The sequence below is a fragment of the Cupriavidus malaysiensis genome, assembly GCF_001854325.1.
Taxonomy (GTDB): Bacteria; Pseudomonadota; Gammaproteobacteria; order Burkholderiales; family Burkholderiaceae; genus Cupriavidus; species Cupriavidus malaysiensis.
Genome location: NZ_CP017754.1, coordinates 1,337,942 through 1,357,118, shown reverse-complemented (window position 1 = coordinate 1,357,118; position 19,177 = coordinate 1,337,942). Strand labels below are relative to the sequence as shown.

General features: G+C 70.3%; 11 protein-coding genes. 5 read left to right on the top strand and 6 right to left on the bottom strand.

Annotated elements, in window-relative coordinates:
* Positions 1 to 12 precede the first annotated feature (12 nt).
* Positions 13 to 471 (bottom strand): (2Fe-2S)-binding protein, encoded by a 459-nt coding sequence (locus tag BKK80_RS05850; RefSeq protein ID WP_071037370.1) that lies wholly within the window; start codon positions 469 to 471, stop codon positions 13 to 15.
* 489 nt (positions 472 to 960) lie between these two features.
* Here BKK80_RS05850 and BKK80_RS05845 point away from each other — a divergent pair, with 489 nt between their 5' ends.
* Positions 961 to 4,356: a diguanylate cyclase gene (locus BKK80_RS05845; protein WP_084545498.1), complete on the top strand. Its 3,396-nt coding sequence runs from the start codon at positions 961 to 963 to the stop codon at positions 4,354 to 4,356.
* Positions 4,357 to 4,411: 55 nt separating this feature from the next.
* Here BKK80_RS05845 and BKK80_RS05840 read toward each other — a convergent pair whose 3' ends face one another.
* Positions 4,412 to 5,500 carry an acyltransferase family protein gene (locus BKK80_RS05840; protein ID WP_071011490.1) on the bottom strand — a complete coding sequence of 363 codons (1,089 nt, stop codon included), beginning with the start codon at positions 5,498 to 5,500 and terminating at the stop codon, positions 4,412 to 4,414.
* A gap of 718 nt (positions 5,501 to 6,218) precedes the next feature.
* Between BKK80_RS05840 and BKK80_RS05835 the strand changes: the two genes are divergently transcribed.
* The 4 genes from BKK80_RS05835 to BKK80_RS05820 all read left to right on the top strand — a co-directional run bounded on the left by BKK80_RS05835 (position 6,219) and on the right by BKK80_RS05820 (position 12,887).
* Positions 6,219 to 7,523, top strand: coding sequence for a dicarboxylate/amino acid:cation symporter (locus BKK80_RS05835; protein ID WP_071011488.1), 1,305 nt, complete (start codon positions 6,219 to 6,221; stop codon positions 7,521 to 7,523).
* 211 nt (positions 7,524 to 7,734) lie between these two features.
* Positions 7,735 to 9,654 carry a sensor histidine kinase gene (locus BKK80_RS05830; protein ID WP_071037372.1) on the top strand — a complete coding sequence of 640 codons (1,920 nt, stop codon included), beginning with the start codon at positions 7,735 to 7,737 and terminating at the stop codon, positions 9,652 to 9,654.
* Positions 9,655 to 9,763: 109 nt separating this feature from the next.
* Positions 9,764 to 11,101, top strand: a complete 1,338-nt coding sequence (locus BKK80_RS05825; RefSeq protein ID WP_071011484.1) for a sigma-54-dependent transcriptional regulator — start codon at positions 9,764 to 9,766, stop codon at positions 11,099 to 11,101.
* 358 nt (positions 11,102 to 11,459) lie between these two features.
* Entirely contained in the window at positions 11,460 to 12,887 is a 1,428-nt protein-coding gene (locus BKK80_RS05820; protein ID WP_071011483.1) for a mannose-1-phosphate guanylyltransferase/mannose-6-phosphate isomerase, read from the top strand.
* Between the two features lie 109 nt (positions 12,888 to 12,996).
* Here BKK80_RS05820 and BKK80_RS05815 read toward each other — a convergent pair whose 3' ends face one another.
* From BKK80_RS05815 to BKK80_RS05800, 4 genes are read right to left on the bottom strand one after another with little or no spacing between them, the layout of a single operon-like run.
* A complete protein-coding gene (locus tag BKK80_RS05815) occupies positions 12,997 to 15,339 on the bottom strand; it encodes an alpha-amylase family protein (protein WP_071068724.1) in 2,343 nt (780 codons plus the stop codon).
* On the bottom strand, positions 15,336 to 16,751 hold the full coding sequence (locus BKK80_RS05810; protein WP_071011479.1) for an O-antigen ligase family protein: 1,416 nt from the start codon (positions 16,749 to 16,751) through the stop codon (positions 15,336 to 15,338). The genes BKK80_RS05815 and BKK80_RS05810 overlap by 4 nt, the downstream gene beginning before the upstream one ends.
* A 5-nt stretch (positions 16,752 to 16,756) precedes the next feature.
* On the bottom strand, positions 16,757 to 17,782 hold the full coding sequence (locus tag BKK80_RS05805; RefSeq protein ID WP_084545497.1) for a CpsD/CapB family tyrosine-protein kinase: 1,026 nt from the start codon (positions 17,780 to 17,782) through the stop codon (positions 16,757 to 16,759).
* Complete coding sequence (locus tag BKK80_RS05800) at positions 17,779 to 19,131, bottom strand: GumC family protein (protein WP_157903164.1); 1,353 nt, start codon at positions 19,129 to 19,131, stop codon at positions 17,779 to 17,781. The genes BKK80_RS05805 and BKK80_RS05800 overlap by 4 nt, the downstream gene beginning before the upstream one ends.
* Positions 19,132 to 19,177 lie beyond the last annotated feature (46 nt).

The window sequence follows — 19,177 nt, the reverse complement described above, 5'->3', positions numbered from 1 at the left end:
GTTTCCCTCCCCTCAGCCCAGCGTCCGGGCCGCGTCCTTGATGGCGGCACGGATGCGTTGATAGGTACCGCAGCGGCACACATTGCCCGCCATGGCCTGGTCGATGTCGGCATCGGTCGGATGCCGCTTGCTGCGCAGCAGGCTCACCGCGCTCATCACCTGCCCGTTCTGGCAGTAGCCGCACTGGGCCACATCGTGCTTGACCCAGGCGTCGAGCACCGCGCGCCCGACCTTGTCGCCGCCGACTTCCTCGATGGTGGTGATGCGCGCGCCGGCCACCGCCGACACCGGCGTCACGCAGCTGCGCGTGGCCTGGCCGTTGATATGCACGGTGCAGGCGCCGCAGGACGCGATGCCGCAGCCGAACTTGGTGCCGGTCAGGTGCAGGTTCTCGCGCAGCGCCCACAGCAGCGGCGTGGCGGGGTCCACGTTCAGCTCCTGCGGCTTGCCGTTGATCTCTAGGGTGGTCATGGGGACACTCCTTGGTGATGTGCAGGGTGCCGGCCGCTGGCATGGCGGCCGGTCTTGTTATCGAATCCAGCCCGGTCGATGGCTGCCGGGCACTGCCGCGCGCATGGCCGGCCCGTGCCTGGCAAAGCCTTCCGAGGATAGTGCAAATTCCCTCGTGACGTGCGCCAGCGTTCTCCTGCCCCCGCGCGGCCCCGCAGGCCGGGCCGCGGCCGCCTTGCCGGCACTACATTGGTGCGCGCGGGGACCTCCCGGGTGGCGGCGCCGGCACCGCCCATAGCGCAAAACCGCCGCGAGCGCCAGCCCTGAAAGCGGCCGGCCAACCCCACCAAATCTGGGCTATCCCGCCTCCCCCATATGGCTACACTTGCCGGCTAGCCTCAGGGGAATTGCGCGCGCCGCCGGCCTCGGGGCGCCGGCGGCGCGACCCCGGCCCGCCGGCAAGCCAGAAGGTTTCCCAGCTCCCGCTCTACCAGACCAGGCAAGACTCGAATGCAGCCCGACCCGGCTTACCGCCAGCCCTCCACTGCCCAGCATCCACGCCTGGCGATGCTGTTGACCGCCATCGGCACGCTAGCCTTCGGTGCGGGCAGCATCGCGGTCTCGCGGAACCCCGGCGAGCCAGCCACGATCTGGCTGGCCAGTGCCTTCGCGCTCGGGCTCCTGCTGCGCCGGCCCCGCGCCGAAACACGCGGCCTGCTGGCGTCCGTGCTGGCGGGCATCCTGCTCGCCAACTGGCTGATGGGCGACAGCTTCGGCGCCGCCCTGCTGCTGGCCGGCGCCAACACCGCCGAGATCGGCCTGTCGGCCTGGCTGGCGCGCCAGCTGCTGGCCAGCACGCGCCAGGCCAGCACCGGCCCGCTGGCCGGCTTCGCCATCGTGATGGGCACGGGCAGCACGATCGGGCCGGCGGTGGGCGCCACGCTCGGCGCGGCCGTGATCAGCACCGTCTACCAGGGCCTTTACACCTCGGCGTGGTGGACCTGGTGGACATCCGACGCGCTGGGCGCGGTGCTGCTGCTGCCGCTGATGGCCACGCTGACCCGCGAGCGCATCCTGACCACGCTGGCGCCGCGCCGGCGCTGGCGCCTGGCGGGCCTGTCCCTGCTGTGCCTGGCCACCAGCTGCGCCACCGTCTGGCTCGGCCACGAGCACTTCATCGTGCTATCGATGCCGCTGCTGCTGACGGCGCTCGGCTCCAACCCGCTCGTCACGGCGCTGCTGGCGCTGCTCTCGGTCACCGTCACCGTGCTGCTGGACCTGTACTCCGCCCATGCCGGCTGGCACGCCGCGCCGACCGCGCTGCTGCAATCCGGGCAGATCTCGGCGGCGCTGATCGTGATCTTCCCGATCTGCATCGCCTTCGTGGTGGAGCAGAACCGCCACGACCGCAATGAACTGCGCGGCAGCGAGCAGCGCTTCCGCCAGGCCATGGAGCACTCGGCGATCGGCATGGCGCTGGTGAGCCTGGACGGCCGCTGGCATACCGTCAACCGCGCCATCTGCGAGCTGTTCGGCTACTCCGCGGACGAGATGGCCGAGCTGCCCTTCCAGACCATCACCCACCCGGACGACCTCGCCTCCGACCTGCGCCAGCTGGAGCAGCTGCTGACCGGCGAGATCGAGTCCTACCGCATGGAAAAGCGCTACCTGCGCAAGAACGGCGAGTATGTGTGGGCGCTGCTGGCGGTCTCCCTGATGCACGACGAGGCCAGCGGCGAGCCGCTGCATTTCATCGCCCAGGTGGAGAGCATCCACGAGCGCAAGACCGCGCAGGAGGCGCTCGAACGCCTGTCGCGCCGCACCCAGCTCGCCGTCGAGGCCGGCGGGGTGGGCATCTGGGAGTGGGACTTCGTCACCTCCACCATCACCTGGGACGCGCGCATGCACGCGCTGCACGGCCTGCCCGCGCGCGAGGCCGACGGCAGCGGCGTGCTGGCGCTGGAGCAATGGATCGCCATGCTGCATCCGGACGACCTGCAGCGCGCCAGCGACGAGATGCGCCATGCCATCAAGGGCACGCGCCCCTTCGACACCGAATACCGGATCCGCCTGCCCGGCGGCGAGGTGCGCCACATCCGCGCCATGGCCATGGTGTCGCGCCAGCAGGACGGCCGCGCCAGCGCCATGGTCGGCACCAACTGGGACATCACCGAGCAGCGCCATCTCACCGAAGCGCTGTTCGAGGAAAAGGAACGCCTGCACATCACGCTGCGCTCGATCGGCGACGCGGTGATCTGCACGGACGCGCAGATGGGCGTCACCTTCATGAACCCCATCGCCGAGCAGCTCACCGGCTGGACCCTGCCCGCCGCCATGGGGCAGCCGCTGGAGCAGATCTTCCGCGTGGTCGACGAGAACAGCGGCGACGTCATCCCCAATCCCGTGGCCACCTGCCTGCAGACGCTGCGCCCGGTCTACCTGCAGGACGGCGCGGTGCTGCTGGGCCTGAACGGCGACCGCCACGACGTGCAGGACTCGGCCGCGCCGGTGCTGACCGCCGCCGGCGAGGTGCTGGGCGCGGTGCTGGTGTTCCAGGACATCACGCAGGCACGCGCGCTGCAGCGCGAACTGGCGCACTCGGCCACGCACGACGCGCTGACCGGGCTGCCCAACCGCAACTGGTTCGAGAAGCGCCTGCGCGAAGCCTGCGAAGCGGCGCGCCAGCAGCTGCAGCGCCATGCGCTGTGCTTCATCGACCTGGACCGCTTCAAGATCGTCAACGACACCGCCGGCCACGCCGCCGGCGACGTGCTGCTGCGCGAGCTCAGCCACGTGATCCGCCACCACGTGCGCACCGACGACGTGCTGGCCCGGCTCGGCGGCGACGAATTCGGGCTGCTGCTGCACAACTGCACCGTCGAGCATGCCGAGGCCGTGTGCCAGAAGGTGATCGACGCCATCCGCGGCCAGCGCTTCCCGTGGGAGGGGCGGGTCTACGACCTGGGCGCCAGCATCGGCATCACCGCCATCGACGCCGAGGCGCCGCCCGTGGGCGAGCTGATGAGCCGCGCCGACGTGGCCTGCTATGCCGCCAAGGCGGCCGGCCGCAACCGCGTCTCGGTCTACCGCAGCGACGAGAGCGACGCCCAGCGCCACCACCAGGAACTGCAGGTGGCGGCCGGCATCCACTCGGCGCTGGAGGCGAACCGTTTCCGCCTGTTCGCGCAGGAGATCCGGCCGCTGCAGGTGGCCTGCGCCGACGCCCACCACATCGAGATCCTGGTGCGCATGATCGACGAAGGCGGCCAGCTGGTGATGCCGGGCGCCTTCATCCCGGCGGCCGAGCGCTACGACCTGATGGGCCACGTCGACCGCTGGGTGATCCGTCACGTGCTGCGCAGCTATGGCGCGCGCCTGCTCGCCGTGCCCGGGCTGACGGTCGGCATCAACCTGTCGGCCAACTCGCTGGGCGAGCCGTTCCTGCTGCCCTTCCTGCACGCCGAACTGCACGACTCGGTGCTGCCCGCCAGCCGCATCCAGCTGGAGATCACCGAGACCGCGCTGATCAACAACATGGCGGCGGCCAACCGGCTGGTGTCCGAGATGCGGCGCGCCGGCTGCACGGTGGCGCTGGACGACTTCGGTACCGGCCTGTCCTCCTTCGCCTACCTGAAGCAGTTCCCGGTCGACTGCCTGAAGATCGACGGCAGCTTCATCCGCCACCTGGCCAGCAACGCGGTGGACCGCGAGATCGTCAGTTCCATCAACGATATCGGCCACCGCCTCGGCGTCAGCACGGTAGCAGAATCGGTGGAGGACGAGCAGACGCTGCACGTGCTGCGCACCATCGGCGTCGACTTCGCGCAGGGCTATGTGATCGGACGGCCCATGCCGCTCGACCTGTTCCTCGACAGCCGCACCGCGCGCGCCTCGCAGGACAGCTGAGGTCCCGGCGGGGCGGCATTGCGGGGCATCACTGCGCGGCATCACCCCGCCGGCATCACTCCGCGGAAGCCGGCGCGGCCCGCCGCGCGGCGCCCACCTTGCCCAGCAGGGCGCGCGCCGCCGGCTCGTAATAGCGCGCCAGCCACCAGGACAGGAGCACGATGCCCGCCAGCATGGCCACGCCCAGCGCCATGCCGGCGCGCCCGATCAGCGACGGCGCGAACTTGAGCAGCGCGCCGTAGAGCAGCTGGTAGGTCGGCTTGTGGATGGCATACAGCACATAGCTGATGCTGCCCAGCTTGACGAACAGCCAGGCCAGGCCGGCATGCGACGGGTTGTAGCGCGCGCCGAACCACACCACCAGCGGAAACACCACCACCACCATCACCGACTCGTAGATCAGGCCGGTATGGGAAGCGTAGAGCGCCGCCCCCGTCACCACCGCCAGCAGCACACCGACCAGGTTGGAGCTGGACATGCGGCGGTCGGCGGCCAGGAAGATGTTCACGCCGACCAGGAAAGACGCGGCCGTGCGCAGGAAGCCCGGCAGGAAGTCGCCCCAGCCGAAGCCGAAGTCGAAGCCGCCGCTGCCCAGCACGAAGGGCGCCAGCAGAAGATAGAGGAACGGCGGCAGGCACAGCACCAGCAGGCGGAAGCGCAACAGCGGAATCAGCAGGAAGAAGGCGATGTTGACCAGGAACTCGTGGAACACCGACCACATCGGGGGGTTGAAGGGGAAGATCAGGTTGTCCACGCCGCAGCCGAAGGCCGGCAGCATCAGCAGGTTCGGCAGCACGGCACAGCCGAAGGCGCGCCCCGACCACGACACGGACATGCCGGCGCCGCCGAAGGCCAGGGCCGCCACGGCCACCGCGACGCCCAGCAGGATGCCGACCAGGAAGATGGGGTAGAGGCGGTTGACGCGGGCCCGCACGAAGGTGCCCAGGCTCATCCCCTCCTCGATCTTCTTCAAGTAGGCGAAGGCAATGACGAAGCCGCTCAGCTGAAAGAAGAAATCGACGGCGAGGTGGGCATTCGGCACCGTCACGCCATCGAAGACCCGCGGCATGTGCGTCACCGCCACGCCCAGGGCGGCAATCCCGCGCAGCGCGTCCAGCGTGACAAAGGCGTGCTTCGAACTCATGTCCGGCCCCCATCCCTGCGCCCCGCGGCCGGGCGCCAGCCCCTCCGACCCGTGTCGGGTCCGTATCCGACCGGCCGGATGGCTTCATTCTAGGAGCCGGGCCACGGCGATTGGTATGCGCCAGAAGACGGAGAGGCAGGCTTAGTCTCCTCCCATCCCGGACCATCCCGGACCATCCCGGACCATCCCGGACCATCCCGGACCATCCCGGTCCATGCTGCTCCAGCCCCCGTCCAGCATCCGGCACCTCGCCCGGCGCCGCCGCGACGCACATGCCGCCACCGCCACCCATCGCCCGGCCACGCATTCGGTAATCCGAACGGCCATCCGGCACCAACACACGGAAAACCGAACAAAGCGCCCGCATCACATTTTTTTCCGCAGCGAAATCAACATCTTAGGCATGCATGCGCGCGCATGCAGCGCTGGCACGGCTCGTGCGATAGAAGGCGCCACCAAGCATGGCGGACGCCGAGGCCCCCCCAGGCCCCGGCCGCACCCAACAACAGAGGAAAAGAGGAGGACAAGTGACCCATCCCGCATCGCGCCCCACGCGCCGTGCGCCCGTCGACGCACGGCGGCTGCCGCAGCGCTGACGCTCCTGGCCGAACGAGCCAGCGCGTCGCCAGACCGGACACCGGTCCCGCGCCAGCCAGCCGGCCCCCCTTGCAATACAGCCGCCCGTCGTCCCGCGCCGGGCGCATCGTTCCGATCCACGATGAAACTGAATCGACTGCCCACCCTGATTTTCATTGCAATGCTGCTAGGCGTGCTGGCCGGCACCGCCGCGCACAACATGGCGCCGGACGCCGCCACCGCCAAGTCCATCGCGGACCACCTGTCCATCCTGACCGACGTGTTCCTGCGCATGATCAAGATGATCATCGGGCCGCTGGTGTTCGCCACGCTGGTGGCGGGCATCGCCGGCATGGGTGACGGGCGCGCCGTCGGCCGCATCGGCATGAAGGCGATGGCGTGGTTCATCGGCGCCTCGATCACTTCGCTGCTGCTGGGCCTGGTGATGGCCAACCTGCTGACCCCGGGCCACGGCATGAACCTGGCGATCCCGGCGGCGGACGCCACCTCCAGCGTGAAGACGGCGTCGCTGAACCTGCGCGACTTCATCGCCCACATGTTCCCCAAGAGCTTCGTGGAAGCGATGGCCACCAACGAGATCCTGCAGATCGTGGTGTTCTCGCTGTTCTTCGGCTTCGCGCTGGGCACGGTCAAGGACGGCGCCGGCAAGCCGGTGCTGGCCGCCATCGAAGGCCTGGGCCAGGTGATGCTGAAGGTCACCAACTACGTGATGGCCTTCGCCCCGGTGGGCGTGTTCGGCGCCATCTCGGCCGTCATCACGGCCGAGGGCCTGGGCGTGCTGGGCGTGTACGCCAAGCTGCTGGGCAGCCTGTACCTGGCGCTGGCACTGCTGTGGGTGGCGCTGATCACCGGCGGCTACTTCTTCCTGGGCCGCGACGTGTTCCGCCTGCTCAAGCTGATGCGCGCGCCGCTGATGATCGGCTTCGCCACCGCCAGCAGCGAGTCGGCCTACCCGAAGGTCATCGACGCGCTGACCCGCTTCGGCGTCAAGGAGCGCATCACCGGCTTCGTGCTGCCGCTGGGCTACTCGTTCAACCTGGACGGCTCGATCATGTACACCTCCTTCGCCGCGCTGTTCGTGGCCCAGGTGTACGGCATCCATCTGTCGCTGACCCAGCAGATCACCATGCTGCTGGTGCTGCTGGTCACCAGCAAGGGCATCGCCGGCGTGCCGCGCGCCTCGCTGGTGGTGGTGGCCGCCGTGCTGCCGATGTTCGGCCTGCCCGAGGCCGGCATCCTGCTGGTACTGGGCATCGACCACGTGCTGGACATGGGCCGTACCGTGACCAATGTCCTGGGCAATGCGATTGCAACCAGCGTCGTCGCCAAGAGCGAAGGCGCCATCGGCGCGCCGGTGCTGTCGGCAGAGGATGAACCCTCGGCCGACGCCGACCTGACACCCGTTCAGGTCCTGTCGGGCAAGTAAGCTTCCCGCAGCCGTGCCAGGGCCCGGCCGCCGACCAGGCGGGCGGGCCCTTATTCATTCCGCGGTGCGGGATGTGGTAAAACGGGGCACCGCGTCGCCGACGCCCGTGCCGGAACCTGCGCTTCGCGCGCCTCGACCCGCCAGCGCCGCTGCGCCGATTCCACCCATCCCGAATCCAGCCCCGATTCCACCCACCCTCCCCCGCCAGCCCATGACCGGCCAGCCCTCCTCCTCCGGCCTCTCCGCAGGCGCCAGCGCCTCGACGGAACCCGTCCGCCGCCCGCGCCTGTTCGCGCCCGCGCTGGCGATGGTGGTGCTGGCGGCGCTGATCGGCGTGGCCAGCTGGCTGGGCTACCGCCTCAGCTACGACACCGCGCTGACGCGCCAGGCCGAGCGCGGCCAGGTGCAGATGCGCCTGTACACGCAGGCCCTGGCCAGCGAGCTGGCGCGCTACGACCACGTGCCCGGCCTGCTGTCGCTCGACGAGCGCATCGAGGCGCTGCTGGCCCACCCGCGCGACGCGGCACGGGTGGCGGCCGCCAACGCCTACCTGGTCGCGCTCAATGCGCGCGCCGGCACGCGCGTGGTCTATGTGCTGGATGCGCACGGCAACGTGCTCGCCGCCAGCAACTGGCAGCGCCCGGACAGCTACCTGGGCGAAGACCTCAGTTTCCGCCCCTACTTCCACGCCGCCATGGAGGGCCAGCTCGGCCGCTTCTACGGTGTCGGCACCACGCGCAGCGAATCGGGCTACTACCTGTCGGCGCCGATCGGCCCGCGCGACAGCCCGATCGGCGTGGCCGTGGTCAAGATCGGCCTGGAGGCGGTCGAGCAGCACTGGCAAGGCACCGGCATCCCCGACATGCAGATGCTGCTGGCCGACGAGAACGGCGTGGTCATCCTCGCCTCCGAGCCCTCGTGGCGGCTGCTGGCGCTCAAGCCGATGTCGGACGAGCAGCGCCAGCGCCTGATCCACAGCCTGCAGTACAACCGCGCCCCGCTGGCGCCGCTGGCGTTCCAGCCGGTGCGCAAGCTGCGCAACGGCGACACCCTGGTCAGCCTGCGCGGCGGCCCGCCGATGCTGGCCCAGAGCGCGGCGCTGCCCGGCACCGACTGGCACCTCGAACTGCTCTCCAACACCATGCAGGCGCGCGTGGCGGCGCTCAACACGGCCGCCCTCAGCGGCGTGGTGGCGGCCTTCGTGCTGCTGCTCGGCGCGGCCTGGAACGTGCGCCGCCGCATCATCGGCGAGCGCCTGGCCGCGCGTGCCGCGCTGGAGGCCGCCAACAGCGAGCTGGAACGCAAGGTGGCCGAGCGCACCGCCGACCTGTCGCAGGCCAATGCCCAGCTGCAGGCCGAGGTGGCGGAGCGCACCCGCACCGAGGCGGTGCTGCGCCAGACCCAGGACGGCCTGCTGCAGGCCGGCAAGCTGGCCACCGTGGGCCAGATGTCCACCGGCATCGCGCACGAGCTCAACCAGCCGCTGGCCGCGCTGCGCACGCTGTCCGGCAACACACAGAAATTCCTCGAGCGCGGCGACTACGAGACCGCGCGCACCAACCTGAGCACCATCATCGGCCTGGTCGAGCGCATGGGCCGCATCACCGGCGCGCTCAAGTCCTTCGCGCGCAAGCCCGGCAACGGCAGGCGCGGCGCGCGGCTGGACGAAGCCGTGGACAACGCGCTGTTCCTGCTCGATACGCGCGTGCAGGCGCTGCAGCCCGACATCGTGCGCGACATCGAGCCCGGCCTGGCGGTGGTCTGCGAGCCGAACCGGCTCGAACAGGTGCTGGTCAACCTGATCGGCAACGCGCTCGACGCCAGCGAAAGCCCCGGCGCCCAGGGCACGCCCCGGCTCGAGCTGCGCGCCACGGTGAGCGGCGGCAAGGCTCACCTGACCGTGCGCGACAGCGGCCCGGGCCTGTCCGAGGACGCCTTCGCGCGGCTGTTCGAGCCCTTCTTCACCACCAAGCCTGCCGGGCAGGGGCTTGGGCTCGGCCTGACGCTGTCGGCCGGCATCCTGAACGAGTACGGCGGCAGCCTGCGCGCCAGCAACCACCCCGACGGCGGGGCCTGCTTCACGCTGACGCTGCCGTTGGCCGAGCCGGAGGCCGAAGCGAATTCCGCCTGAATCCAGGCAGAATCCCGGTTTCCGGTTTGCAGTCGATCCCAGTTGAATCCGAGTGTCCGAGTTGAACCCGAGTAGCCCGAGTACCCTGAGTACCCCGAGTAGCCCGAGCATGGCGGCCGATCCCTCTCCCCTTACCGTCCTGATCGTCGAGGACGACCCCGACGTCCGCCTCGGCTGCGAGCAGGCGCTCAAGCTCGAAGGCATCGCCACGCGCGGCGTGGGCAGCGCCGAGGCCGCGCTGCGCGAGGTCCAGGCCGGCTACCCCGGCATCGTCGTGTCCGACATCCGCCTGCCGGGCAGCGACGGCATGTCCCTGCTGGACGCGCTCAAGGCGCGCGACCCCGCCCTGCCGGTGGTGATGATCACCGGCCACGGCGACGTCACGCTGGCGGTCCAGGCCATGAAGCGCGGCGCCTACGATTTCCTCGAGAAGCCGTTCTCGCCCGAGCACCTGGTCGACGTGGCGCGGCGCGCCCTGGAGCAGCGCCGGCTGACGCGCGAGGTGGCAGAACTGCGCGCGCGCCTGTCCGGCCGCGAGAAGCTGGAAGCCCGGCTGATCGGCGTCTCGCCCGCCATCGAGCGGCTGCGCCGCCTGATCGCCGACGTGGCCGACACGGCCGCCAACGTGCTGATCCACGGCGAGACCGGCACCGGCAAGGAGCTGGTGGCGCGCTGCCTGCACGAGGCCAGCGCGCGCCACAGCAAGCATTTCGTCGCCATCAACTGCGGCGGCCTGCCCGAGCAACTGTTCGAGAGCGAGATCTTCGGCCACGAGGCCGGCTCCTTCACCGGCGCGGCGCGGCGCCGCATCGGCAAGATCGAGCACGCCGAGGGCGGCACGCTCTTCCTCGACGAGATCGAGAGCATGCCGATGCCGCTGCAGATCAAGCTGCTGCGCGTGCTGCAGGAACGCGTGGTGGAGCGGCTGGGCTCGAACCAGCCGGTCTCGGTCAACACCCGCGTGGTGGCCGCCACCAAGGCCGACCTGCGCGCGCTGGCCGATGCCGGCCAGTTCCGCGCCGACCTCTACTACCGGCTCAACGTGGTCACGCTGGAACTGCCGCCGCTGCGCGAACGGCGCGAAGACATCCCGCTGCTGTTCGAGCACTTCGTCGCCCAGGCCGCGCTGCGCTTCGAGCGCGAGGCCGTGCCGGCCACGCCGGCGGAACAGGCCGCGCTGGTGGCCTATCCCTGGCCCGGCAATGTGCGCGAACTGCGCAACCTGGCCGAGCGCCACGTGCTCGGCCTGGGCTGCCAGCCCGGCCAGGACGCGCCGCCGCCGGCGGCATTGCCGCTGGCGCAGGCCGTGGAGCAATTCGAGCGTGCCCTGATCGCCGACGCGCTGCGCCGCCACGACGGCAGCCTCAGCCGCGCCAGCGAGGCGCTCGGCGTGGCCAAGACCACACTGTTCGACAAGATCCGCAAGTACGGGCTGCAGCAGGGGTAAGCGCGAGGCTGGGAACGGGGCCAAGAGGCGAACGCGCCATCGGCGCCGGCACCCGGCCTGACCAGGCGCGCCAGCCCACTCGCCGCTGGCGTGTTGTGAGATGATCTCCCTCAGCGCGTGCAAGGCATCGAGGATGGCGCGCGCGAGCGGGTATCTGCCAACGGTTCGACACCGGCTGCGGAACTCCGCCGGCAGTCGCCAGGGCCGCCGGAGCCGCCGCAGCGACCCGCCGCATGCCGGCCAGGATGCGGTGGCGCCATGCATGAAGCCGTCCCGAGATACCCGCTGGCCGCGCTGACCGCGCTGGCCGTGCCGACCGGCTTGCCGGATGGATCCACTGGGCGTCCCGAGGAAAACAATGCACATACAACCCGTCATCCTGTGTGGCGGCAGCGGTACGCGGCTATGGCCGATGTCCCGCAGCGGCCATCCCAAGCAATACCTGCGGCTCACCGGCGACGACTCGCTGGCACAGCAGACGGCGCTGCGCCTGCAGCATCTGCCAGGCGCCGCCGCGCCCATCGTGGTCACCAACAACGAGCAGCGCTTCCTGATCGCGGAGCAGCTGCGCCAGGTCGGCGTGACACCCGCCTCGATCGTGCTTGAGCCGGTCGGCCGCAATACCGCGCCCGCCATCGCCGTCGCGGCGCTGCTCGCCATGCGCGCAGCGCCCGATGCGCTGCTGCTCGTGCTGCCGTCCGATCACGCGATCGCGCATGACGCGGCCTTTGCGGCTGCCGTGCAGCATGCCTTGCCGGTGGCTGCCGACGACTACCTCGTCACCTTCGGCATCGCGCCGACGCAGCCGCACACGGGCTACGGCTATATCCGGCGCGGCAGCCCGCTGGCCGGCCGGCCCAAGGCCTACGCGGTCGACGCCTTCGTCGAGAAGCCGGATGCGCCGACCGCGCAGGGCTTCCTCGCCGCAGGCGGCTATTACTGGAACAGCGGCATGTTCCTGCTGAAGGCCTCGGCCTACCTGGAGGAACTGCGCCGCCATGCGCCGGAGATCGCGCGCCAGGCGGCGCTCGCATTCGAGCAGGCGAAGCAGGACCACGATTTCCTCCGCCTCGATGCGCAAGCCTTCCGCGCCTGCCCCGACATCTCGATCGACTATGCCGTGATGGAGAAGACCGGCCGCGCGGCGGTGGTGGAGGCGGCCGACCTGGGCTGGAACGATATCGGCTCGTGGAGCGCGCTCGCCGACATCGCCGCCAAGGACGCGCACGGCAACGCGCTGATCGGCGACGTCTACGCCGAAGCGGTGACGAATGCCTACATCCGCGCCGAACACCGCATGGTCGCGGCGCTCGGCGTCGAGAACGTGGTGATCGTGGAAACCGGCGACGCGGTGCTGGTCGCGCATCGCGACAAGGTGCAGGACGTGAAGAAGGTCGTCGAATGGCTGAACAAGTCGGGCCGGCGCGAATCGCTCACGCACCGGCGCGTGGTCCGCCCCTGGGGCTCGTACGAAGGCGTCGACCAGGGCGAGCGCTTCCAGGTCAAGCGCATCGTCGTCAATCCCGGCCAGCAGCTCAGCCTGCAGATGCACCACCACCGCGCCGAGCACTGGATCATCGTGAAGGGCACCGCGCTGGTGACCATCGGCGACAAGGAATGCATGCTGACGGAGAACCAGTCGACGTACATTCCGCTCGGCACGGTGCACCGCCTGGCCAACCCCGGCAAGATCCCCCTCGAGATGATCGAAGTGCAGTCCGGCGCCTATCTCGGCGAAGACGACATCGTGCGCTTCGAGGACACCTACGGCCGCGCGGCAGAGTAAGCCGGCACGCCGGTCCGCTTCCGCCAGCCCGGGCAGTCCGGCCAGCGCGGCCAGTCCGGCTGGTCGGCTGGTCGGCTGGTCGGCTGGTCGGCTAGTCCGGCCAGTCCGGCTAGTTCGGCGTGATCTCGATCTCATACCAGGGGCTGGACGTCGCCGCGTCGCGCTGCAAGGCGATGGTCCAGCCCGACGGCCCGCTGCTGACCTCGGGCAGGCGCGGCCCGCTGCGCCGCTGCCCGGTGCCATCGAGCGGGTAGATCCTGAGCACGCCCGGACGCGCGCCCAAACCCAGCGTGACGGGCAGGCGCGCCATCCAGGTGGGCGGCTCGGTCGCGCGCGGCGGCGCGTCACCGCCGGCCACGCCGGACGCCAAGGTCAGCCAGCGGAGGTCGCCGTCATAGGGCACGATCCTGGCCGGCCGGCCAGGATCGGCACCAGCGGCGGCACCAGCGGCGGCACTAGCAGCAGTACCGGCAGCGGCGCCAGGTGAGGCCCCCAAGGTAAGCGTTCCCATCGATAGCAGCATATGCCGCGACCGGCCCAGGTCGGCGCCATCCAGGGAGGCCAGCCACACGCTGGCGCTACCCTGCCCGCCCGCGTCGAACTGCATCCAGGCCGCCTCCGTGCCGAGGCGGGCGGAGGCGGTGGTGCCGAACAAGCCCCACAGGCGCGGCGTGTCGACCAGCAGACGACCGGCCACGGGATCGAAGCGGACCGCGCCGTCGGGCGTCGCATAGGGGCCCTGGCCCGGCGCGGGCAGGCGCACCGAAGCCGCCGCCGGCGCCAGGTCCGCGGCGACCCGGCCGCGCCAGGCCAGCTCGGGGGTGGCGCCTAGCCGCTCGTGCAGATCGTGCTCGAGCGCATCGGCCCGCTCGCTCAGGCCGATCCGGAGGCGGTCGGCCGGCGCCAGCGGCAGGTCGATCCGATCCGGCAGCGGCGCCAGGCCGAAAGTGCGGAACAGGCGGGCGCTGGGCCCGGCCAGCACATACTTGCCCCAGTCGCCGGCCAGGTTGAAACGGGCCGGCGCGCGCGGCGGCGTGGCGCTGTCGCTGTACTCGAAGAAGAAGATGCCGTCCCAGTCCTGCTGCGCCGCGAGCAGGCTCATGATCGGGATGATCTCGCTGCCGCGCGGATTGGGGAACGGTTCGTTGTACTCGCTGACGACGAAGGGACGCCGGCGGTCGCGCCGCTGGCCCAGCGCCAGCAGCCGGTTCATCTCGTCCGCGCTGGCCGACAGCACCGGGATGCGCCAGCGCCCCGCGTCGCCCCGCCCGCCGGGATAGTTCGGATGCGCGACGTAGATATGCTCGTCGATAAAATCCATCGACGCCTGCGCGTCGAAATTCATCGCGCCGCCAAAGGTCATCTGCGTACCCGTGACGGGCACCAGCGGATCGCCGGCCTCATGCACGGCGGCGCGCAGGCGGTCGAAGTAGGCCTTGTCGGTGGCGGCCAGGAACTCCAGGAAATCGCTCAGGCGCCGCTGCGCGCCCTGGCCGCGGGCCCGGCCCGGCTCGGGCAGGCGGGCCGCGCTGTCGGGACCGTCGTCGCAGCCGCCCCAGGCGTCGCATGCCGCCGCCAGCGTCGCATAGCGCTGCTGGAGCCAGCCGCGCCAGCGCCGCCTGAGCTCGGGCGCGTAGGCCGACGGGATGGCCTCGCTCCAGTGGCCGTTGTGCCAGGCGTTGAGCAGCGACGATTCATTGTCGATCTCGACCAGCGCGAGCGCCGGGTTGCGCCGCAGGCCGAGGCCGTCGATCAGTCCGCGCGCGTAGCCGATCTGCCGCGCGATCAGGCGCTCGTCGTAGACGTGGATCGGCGCGTCCAGCGGCGGCATGGTCATGCCGTCGTCCAGTGCCGGCAGGTCGTCGACGGCCGGCCGGAAGCGGTAGCCGACGTGCAGGTTCAGGTCGATATAGATGCCTTCGCTCGCCAGCGCATCGATCAGGTGGCGCAGGCGCGCGACGGCCACCGGATTGAAACTCGGATAGGGGCCGCTCGACAGGATGCTGAGCGGCGCCTCGCGCTCGTCGGAGGGCAGCGAATCGAGATGATGCAGGCGCACCGCATTGACGCCGAGCTTGCGCAAGCGCCTGGCCAGCGCCACCGCGCCCGCCGCATCGGGGAAATTGCCGCCGAAGGTCAGGTTGACGCCGAACAGCCGGACACGCCGGTCGTCGGCCGTGCCAGGCGCCAGGTCGGCGCCCACCTGGTAGAAGTGCCCGTCGCGCACGAACAGGCGGGAAGCGGCATCGAGCGGCGTGTTCAGCGCGGATTGATCCGGCGCGCCGCGCAGCGCATCCTCGTCGATCTCGAAGCGGAAGTAGCTGGCCTCGCGCGGCACCATGCCGCGCCAGGCGCGTTCGGCGATCTGGCCGGAAGCCGGCAGCATCAGCGAGGCCGCCAGGGCGAGCGGCAGCAGGAGCCGCGGCAGCAGGCCGCGCCGGGGGCGCGTCATCCCGCCGCGAGCCCGGGACGGCGCCGCGCTTGCGGCAAGGCCTTCCGGCTCGTCGCGAGCCTGGCACTGACCACCATCGCGGAGTAGAGGAAGATGATGTTCTGGAACGCGGTATTGGCGAGCAACTGCGTCTCGGAGAAATTGCTGATCAGGATCGATACGAACAGCGCCATATGCATGGCGGCGTCCTCGCTGTCGATGAAATACAGGCGGACCAGGCTGACGGCATGCCAGAGCAAGGCGCCCAGGAACAGGCCCAGGCCGACCAGGCCCAGCTCGTTGAGGACGTCCAGGTAGCCATTGTGCGCATGCGGCGGCATCCAGCCGAGTGCCTGCTCGACGTACTGGGCCGGCCCGCCCTCCCCCGTCCAGAACGCACCGTAGCCGCCGCCCAGCAACTGGTGCTTGCTGATCGACAGCCAGACCATGGCCCAGATCTGGTCGCGCCCGGTCAGGTCGCTGCTCTTGTTGAACAGCCCCGTCACCAGGCCGCGCACATCCTCGACCCCGGGCATGCGTCCGGCCACGACGAAGAAGAGCAGCAAGGCGTACATGACGAAGAGCCCGCCGCCGAGCAGCAGCATCGAGCCGGTGCGGCCGTCCGTCAGCTTGCGGCGCGTCGTCAGGTAGATCAGGAAGGAAATGCCGGTGATCAGCTGCGCGGTCGCGCTCTTGGCCATGGCCAGCATGAACAGGCTGAACAGCAGGCCGGCGGTCGTCGCGCGCACGTTCGCGTCCGGCGCCAGGCGCTCGCGCAGCCACAGCAGCGCGGCCACCGCGGCAACGCTGCCGAGCATGTTCTTCTGCCACATGATGCCGCGCCAGGCGCCGCCGAGCAGGTAGTCGACGCCGACCGCCGGCCACAGCACCGCGACCAAGGCCGAAACCGCCAGCAGGATGGTCAGCGTGCCCAGCGCCACGCGGAACAGCTGGCGCGGTTCGCTGAACGGCGGCGACAAGGCGAAACCGGTCAGCATCATGCCGGCGAACATCACCGCGCGCTTGAGCGTGAGGACGGGGAACGGCGACCAGAGCGCGGTCGCCGCGCAGTACAACAGCAACGCCACCAGGAACGGATTGATGCCGCGCAGCCGCGCCAGCGTGTCCTGCGGACGGCGCCAGGCCAGCCAGGCGCAGACCGCATAGATGGAGCCGAACTCGACCTGCCGGAGCGCCGAGCCGCCGGTGATGGTGTGATCCGCCGCCGGCCCGATCTCGCTCATCGACAGCGTATCCGGGACCAGCGCGCACACGAAGCTGAAGCCGATCAGCAGCCGCATCAGCCAGCGCTGGCGCACCTCCCAGCGCGCCGCCTCTTGCGACTGGGCAGCGCCGTCACCGGCAGCACCCGCCGTACCCGCCGCGCCATCCGGCCGGGCCGGCGAGGCGAATCGCGTCGGCTCGCTCGCCATGCCGCTCAGCGTCCGCGGCCCGCCGGCGGCCAGGGCAGCCAGCTGCGCAGCAAGCCACGCAGCCGCCCGGCCAGCCCGTCGGCGCGCGGCTCGGGCGGCGCGTACTCGTTGTAGACCGTGCCCAGCACCTTGACGTTGGCGCTCTCCAGCAGGCGCGCCGTCTCCTCCAGCTCCGACATCAGCGTGACATCCTTGCGCGCCACCAGCAGGCAGGCATCGACCTGCCGGGCGATCGACAGCGCATCGCCCGAGGTGTTCGCCGCCGGCGTCTTCACGATGAAGATCTCGAAGGCATCGACGTAGCTGTCCAGGATGCGCCGCAACGCGGCGTCGCGCAGCAGCTCGGCGGGATTCGGCGGCTGCGGCCCGGCGTCCAGGATGCCGAGCGCGGCAATGCCGGGAATGGTGCGATAGGCACCGGGCGGCTGGCGCCCGGCCAGCATGCTCGACAGCCCCGTCGGCTGCGCCGGCCCCATCATCTCGCGCTGCCCGCTGGCATGCAGGTCGGCATTCACGAGCAGGGCATTGCGGCCGATCTGCGCGAACGCCACCACCAGGCTCGATGCCAGGTAGGCACAGCCCGCCTCTGCGCTGGGGCTGACCAGCGCAAGCGAGAAATGCCGCTGCCCCTCCATCCCCATCGAGATCCGCGCGCGCAGCTGCCGGATGGCCTCGGCCTCCTGGCCGAACGGATCGGCGGCGATCGCCAGGGGCAGCTCGATCGGGCGGGTCAGCGTGGAGACTTCATACTGGTATTGCTCGGCGAGGACGGCCGACACCATCTGGTCGGAGACGAAGCCGAGCTGCACGGCGGCCTGGCCGAAGCGCAGGTTCCGCGCCGCCTGGAACTCGACCACGCGCTGGACCTGGGCCTGCGTCAACAGGCCGGCCCGCACGAAGCGATCCCCCATGCGCTCCATCGCCATGGGCGCGGCGGCGGCCATGTCTTGCTCGCCGCGCACCTGCTCGTCGCGCACTTGCTCGTCGTGCTCCTGCTCCTCGGGCGCCAGCTTCGCGGAAGTATCGTTCATGTCTTCGTGGCCACAGGGCGACCGATATGGCCGATCATGTTCAGGGCCGGGTTGCGCGACAGGTCTTGCGCGCAGCGCACCCGGCGCTTGCCCAGCTCCAGCAGCAGGGCCAGGCCGATCCCGCCGAGCACGCCGACCAGCATCCCGGCCAACAGGCTGCGGGTCACCTTCGGGCTCGACGGCTTGACCGGCGTGCCCGCCACGTGCAGCACGACCATGCGCGGCAGCGTCACGCTGCTGGCCATCAGCACACTGCCGTACTTCTGCAGGACGTCGTTGTACACCCGCTCGGCGCCATCGAGCTGCCGCTGGTAGGCGGCAATGCGGTCGCGCTCGCCCAACTGCTGCAGCACGTGCTTGCGCTGCGCCTCGATATCGCTGTCGAGTGCGGCCGCCTGGGCCTGGAGACGGGCGAGATCGTCGCGCTGCGCCGACAGCGCGGCCTGCGCCGCAACCGCCACACGCGACTGCAGGCGCTGCCGTTCCGCCAGCAGCCCGCGCACGGTCGGATGGTTCCGCCCCAGCGCGCCATCGACCGTGCCGATCTGCCGGTTGACCTGGGTCAGGCCCTCGCGCAGTTCGTTGAGCGAGGCCAGCGTTGCCAGTTGCGGCAAGTCCTCCGGACGGGTCCCGGCCGCCAGCAGCTTGCCGGTGGCCTCGTTGCGCGCGCGCGCATCGCGGATCTGCGCCTGCAGCGTCTGCTGCTCGCTCAGCATGTCGTGCAGGCGCCGCGTCGACTCCATATTGTCGGGCTGCTGGTCGATGTTGCCGGTCTGCTCCCGGTACTTGGTCAGGTCGGACTGGATCGTGTTGACTTCACGCCGCAACTGCTCGAGCTGGGCGTTGTATTGCTGGCTGACCGAGCGTGCCGACGACTGCGAAACCTCCTGGCTGAGCGCAAGGTAGGCATTGACGATCGCATTGGCGCCGTCGCGGGCCCGGGTCGGCGAGTCGCCGGCAAACGACACCTGCAGGATCCGGCTGCCATGGCCCCCCGTCACGGTCAGGTTCCTGGCCACGCTCTGCACCAGCAGGTCGCGCGCCTTGGCATCGTTGGTGCCATTGGCGCCATCGGACACCAGCAGCCCTTGTGTCTTGAGCATGCGCTCGATCACGGCAGGGCTCTGGATCATGTCGATCTGCGTCTGGATGTAGTTGTCATCCGACGTCGCCGACAGCGACGAGTACATGGTGCCGTCGAGCGGGTTGTTCGCCTTGAAATCGACGTAGACATCCGACGAGGCGGTCCACAGGCGCGGCCGCACGGCCAGCAGCAATGCGGTCGCCAGCAGGGTGGCCAGGGCCACGCCGACGATGACGCGACGGCGTGCGAAAAGAATCGCACCCAACTGGTTCGCATTGACCGACAAAAGACCCGCATCAGACGGTCTTGAA

Bases quoted from the DNA above. Each gene is read 5' to 3' on its own strand.
- BKK80_RS05840 (WP_071011490.1), bottom strand. From the start codon at position 5,500: ATGAGTTCGAAGCACGCCTTTGTCACGCTGGACGCGCTGCGCGGGATT.
- BKK80_RS05805 (WP_084545497.1), bottom strand. From the start codon at position 17,782: ATGAACGATACTTCCGCGAAGCTGGCGCCCGAGGAGCAGGAGCACGAC.
- BKK80_RS05825 (WP_071011484.1), top strand. From the start codon at position 9,764: ATGGCGGCCGATCCCTCTCCCCTTACCGTCCTGATCGTCGAGGACGAC.
- BKK80_RS05810 (WP_071011479.1), bottom strand. From the start codon at position 16,751: ATGGCGAGCGAGCCGACGCGATTCGCCTCGCCGGCCCGGCCGGATGGC.
- BKK80_RS05815 (WP_071068724.1), bottom strand. From the start codon at position 15,339: ATGACGCGCCCCCGGCGCGGCCTGCTGCCGCGGCTCCTGCTGCCGCTC.
- BKK80_RS05850 (WP_071037370.1), bottom strand. From the start codon at position 471: ATGACCACCCTAGAGATCAACGGCAAGCCGCAGGAGCTGAACGTGGAC.
- BKK80_RS05845 (WP_084545498.1), top strand. From the start codon at position 961: ATGCAGCCCGACCCGGCTTACCGCCAGCCCTCCACTGCCCAGCATCCA.
- BKK80_RS05830 (WP_071037372.1), top strand. From the start codon at position 7,735: ATGACCGGCCAGCCCTCCTCCTCCGGCCTCTCCGCAGGCGCCAGCGCC.
- BKK80_RS05835 (WP_071011488.1), top strand. From the start codon at position 6,219: ATGAAACTGAATCGACTGCCCACCCTGATTTTCATTGCAATGCTGCTA.
- BKK80_RS05820 (WP_071011483.1), top strand. From the start codon at position 11,460: ATGCACATACAACCCGTCATCCTGTGTGGCGGCAGCGGTACGCGGCTA.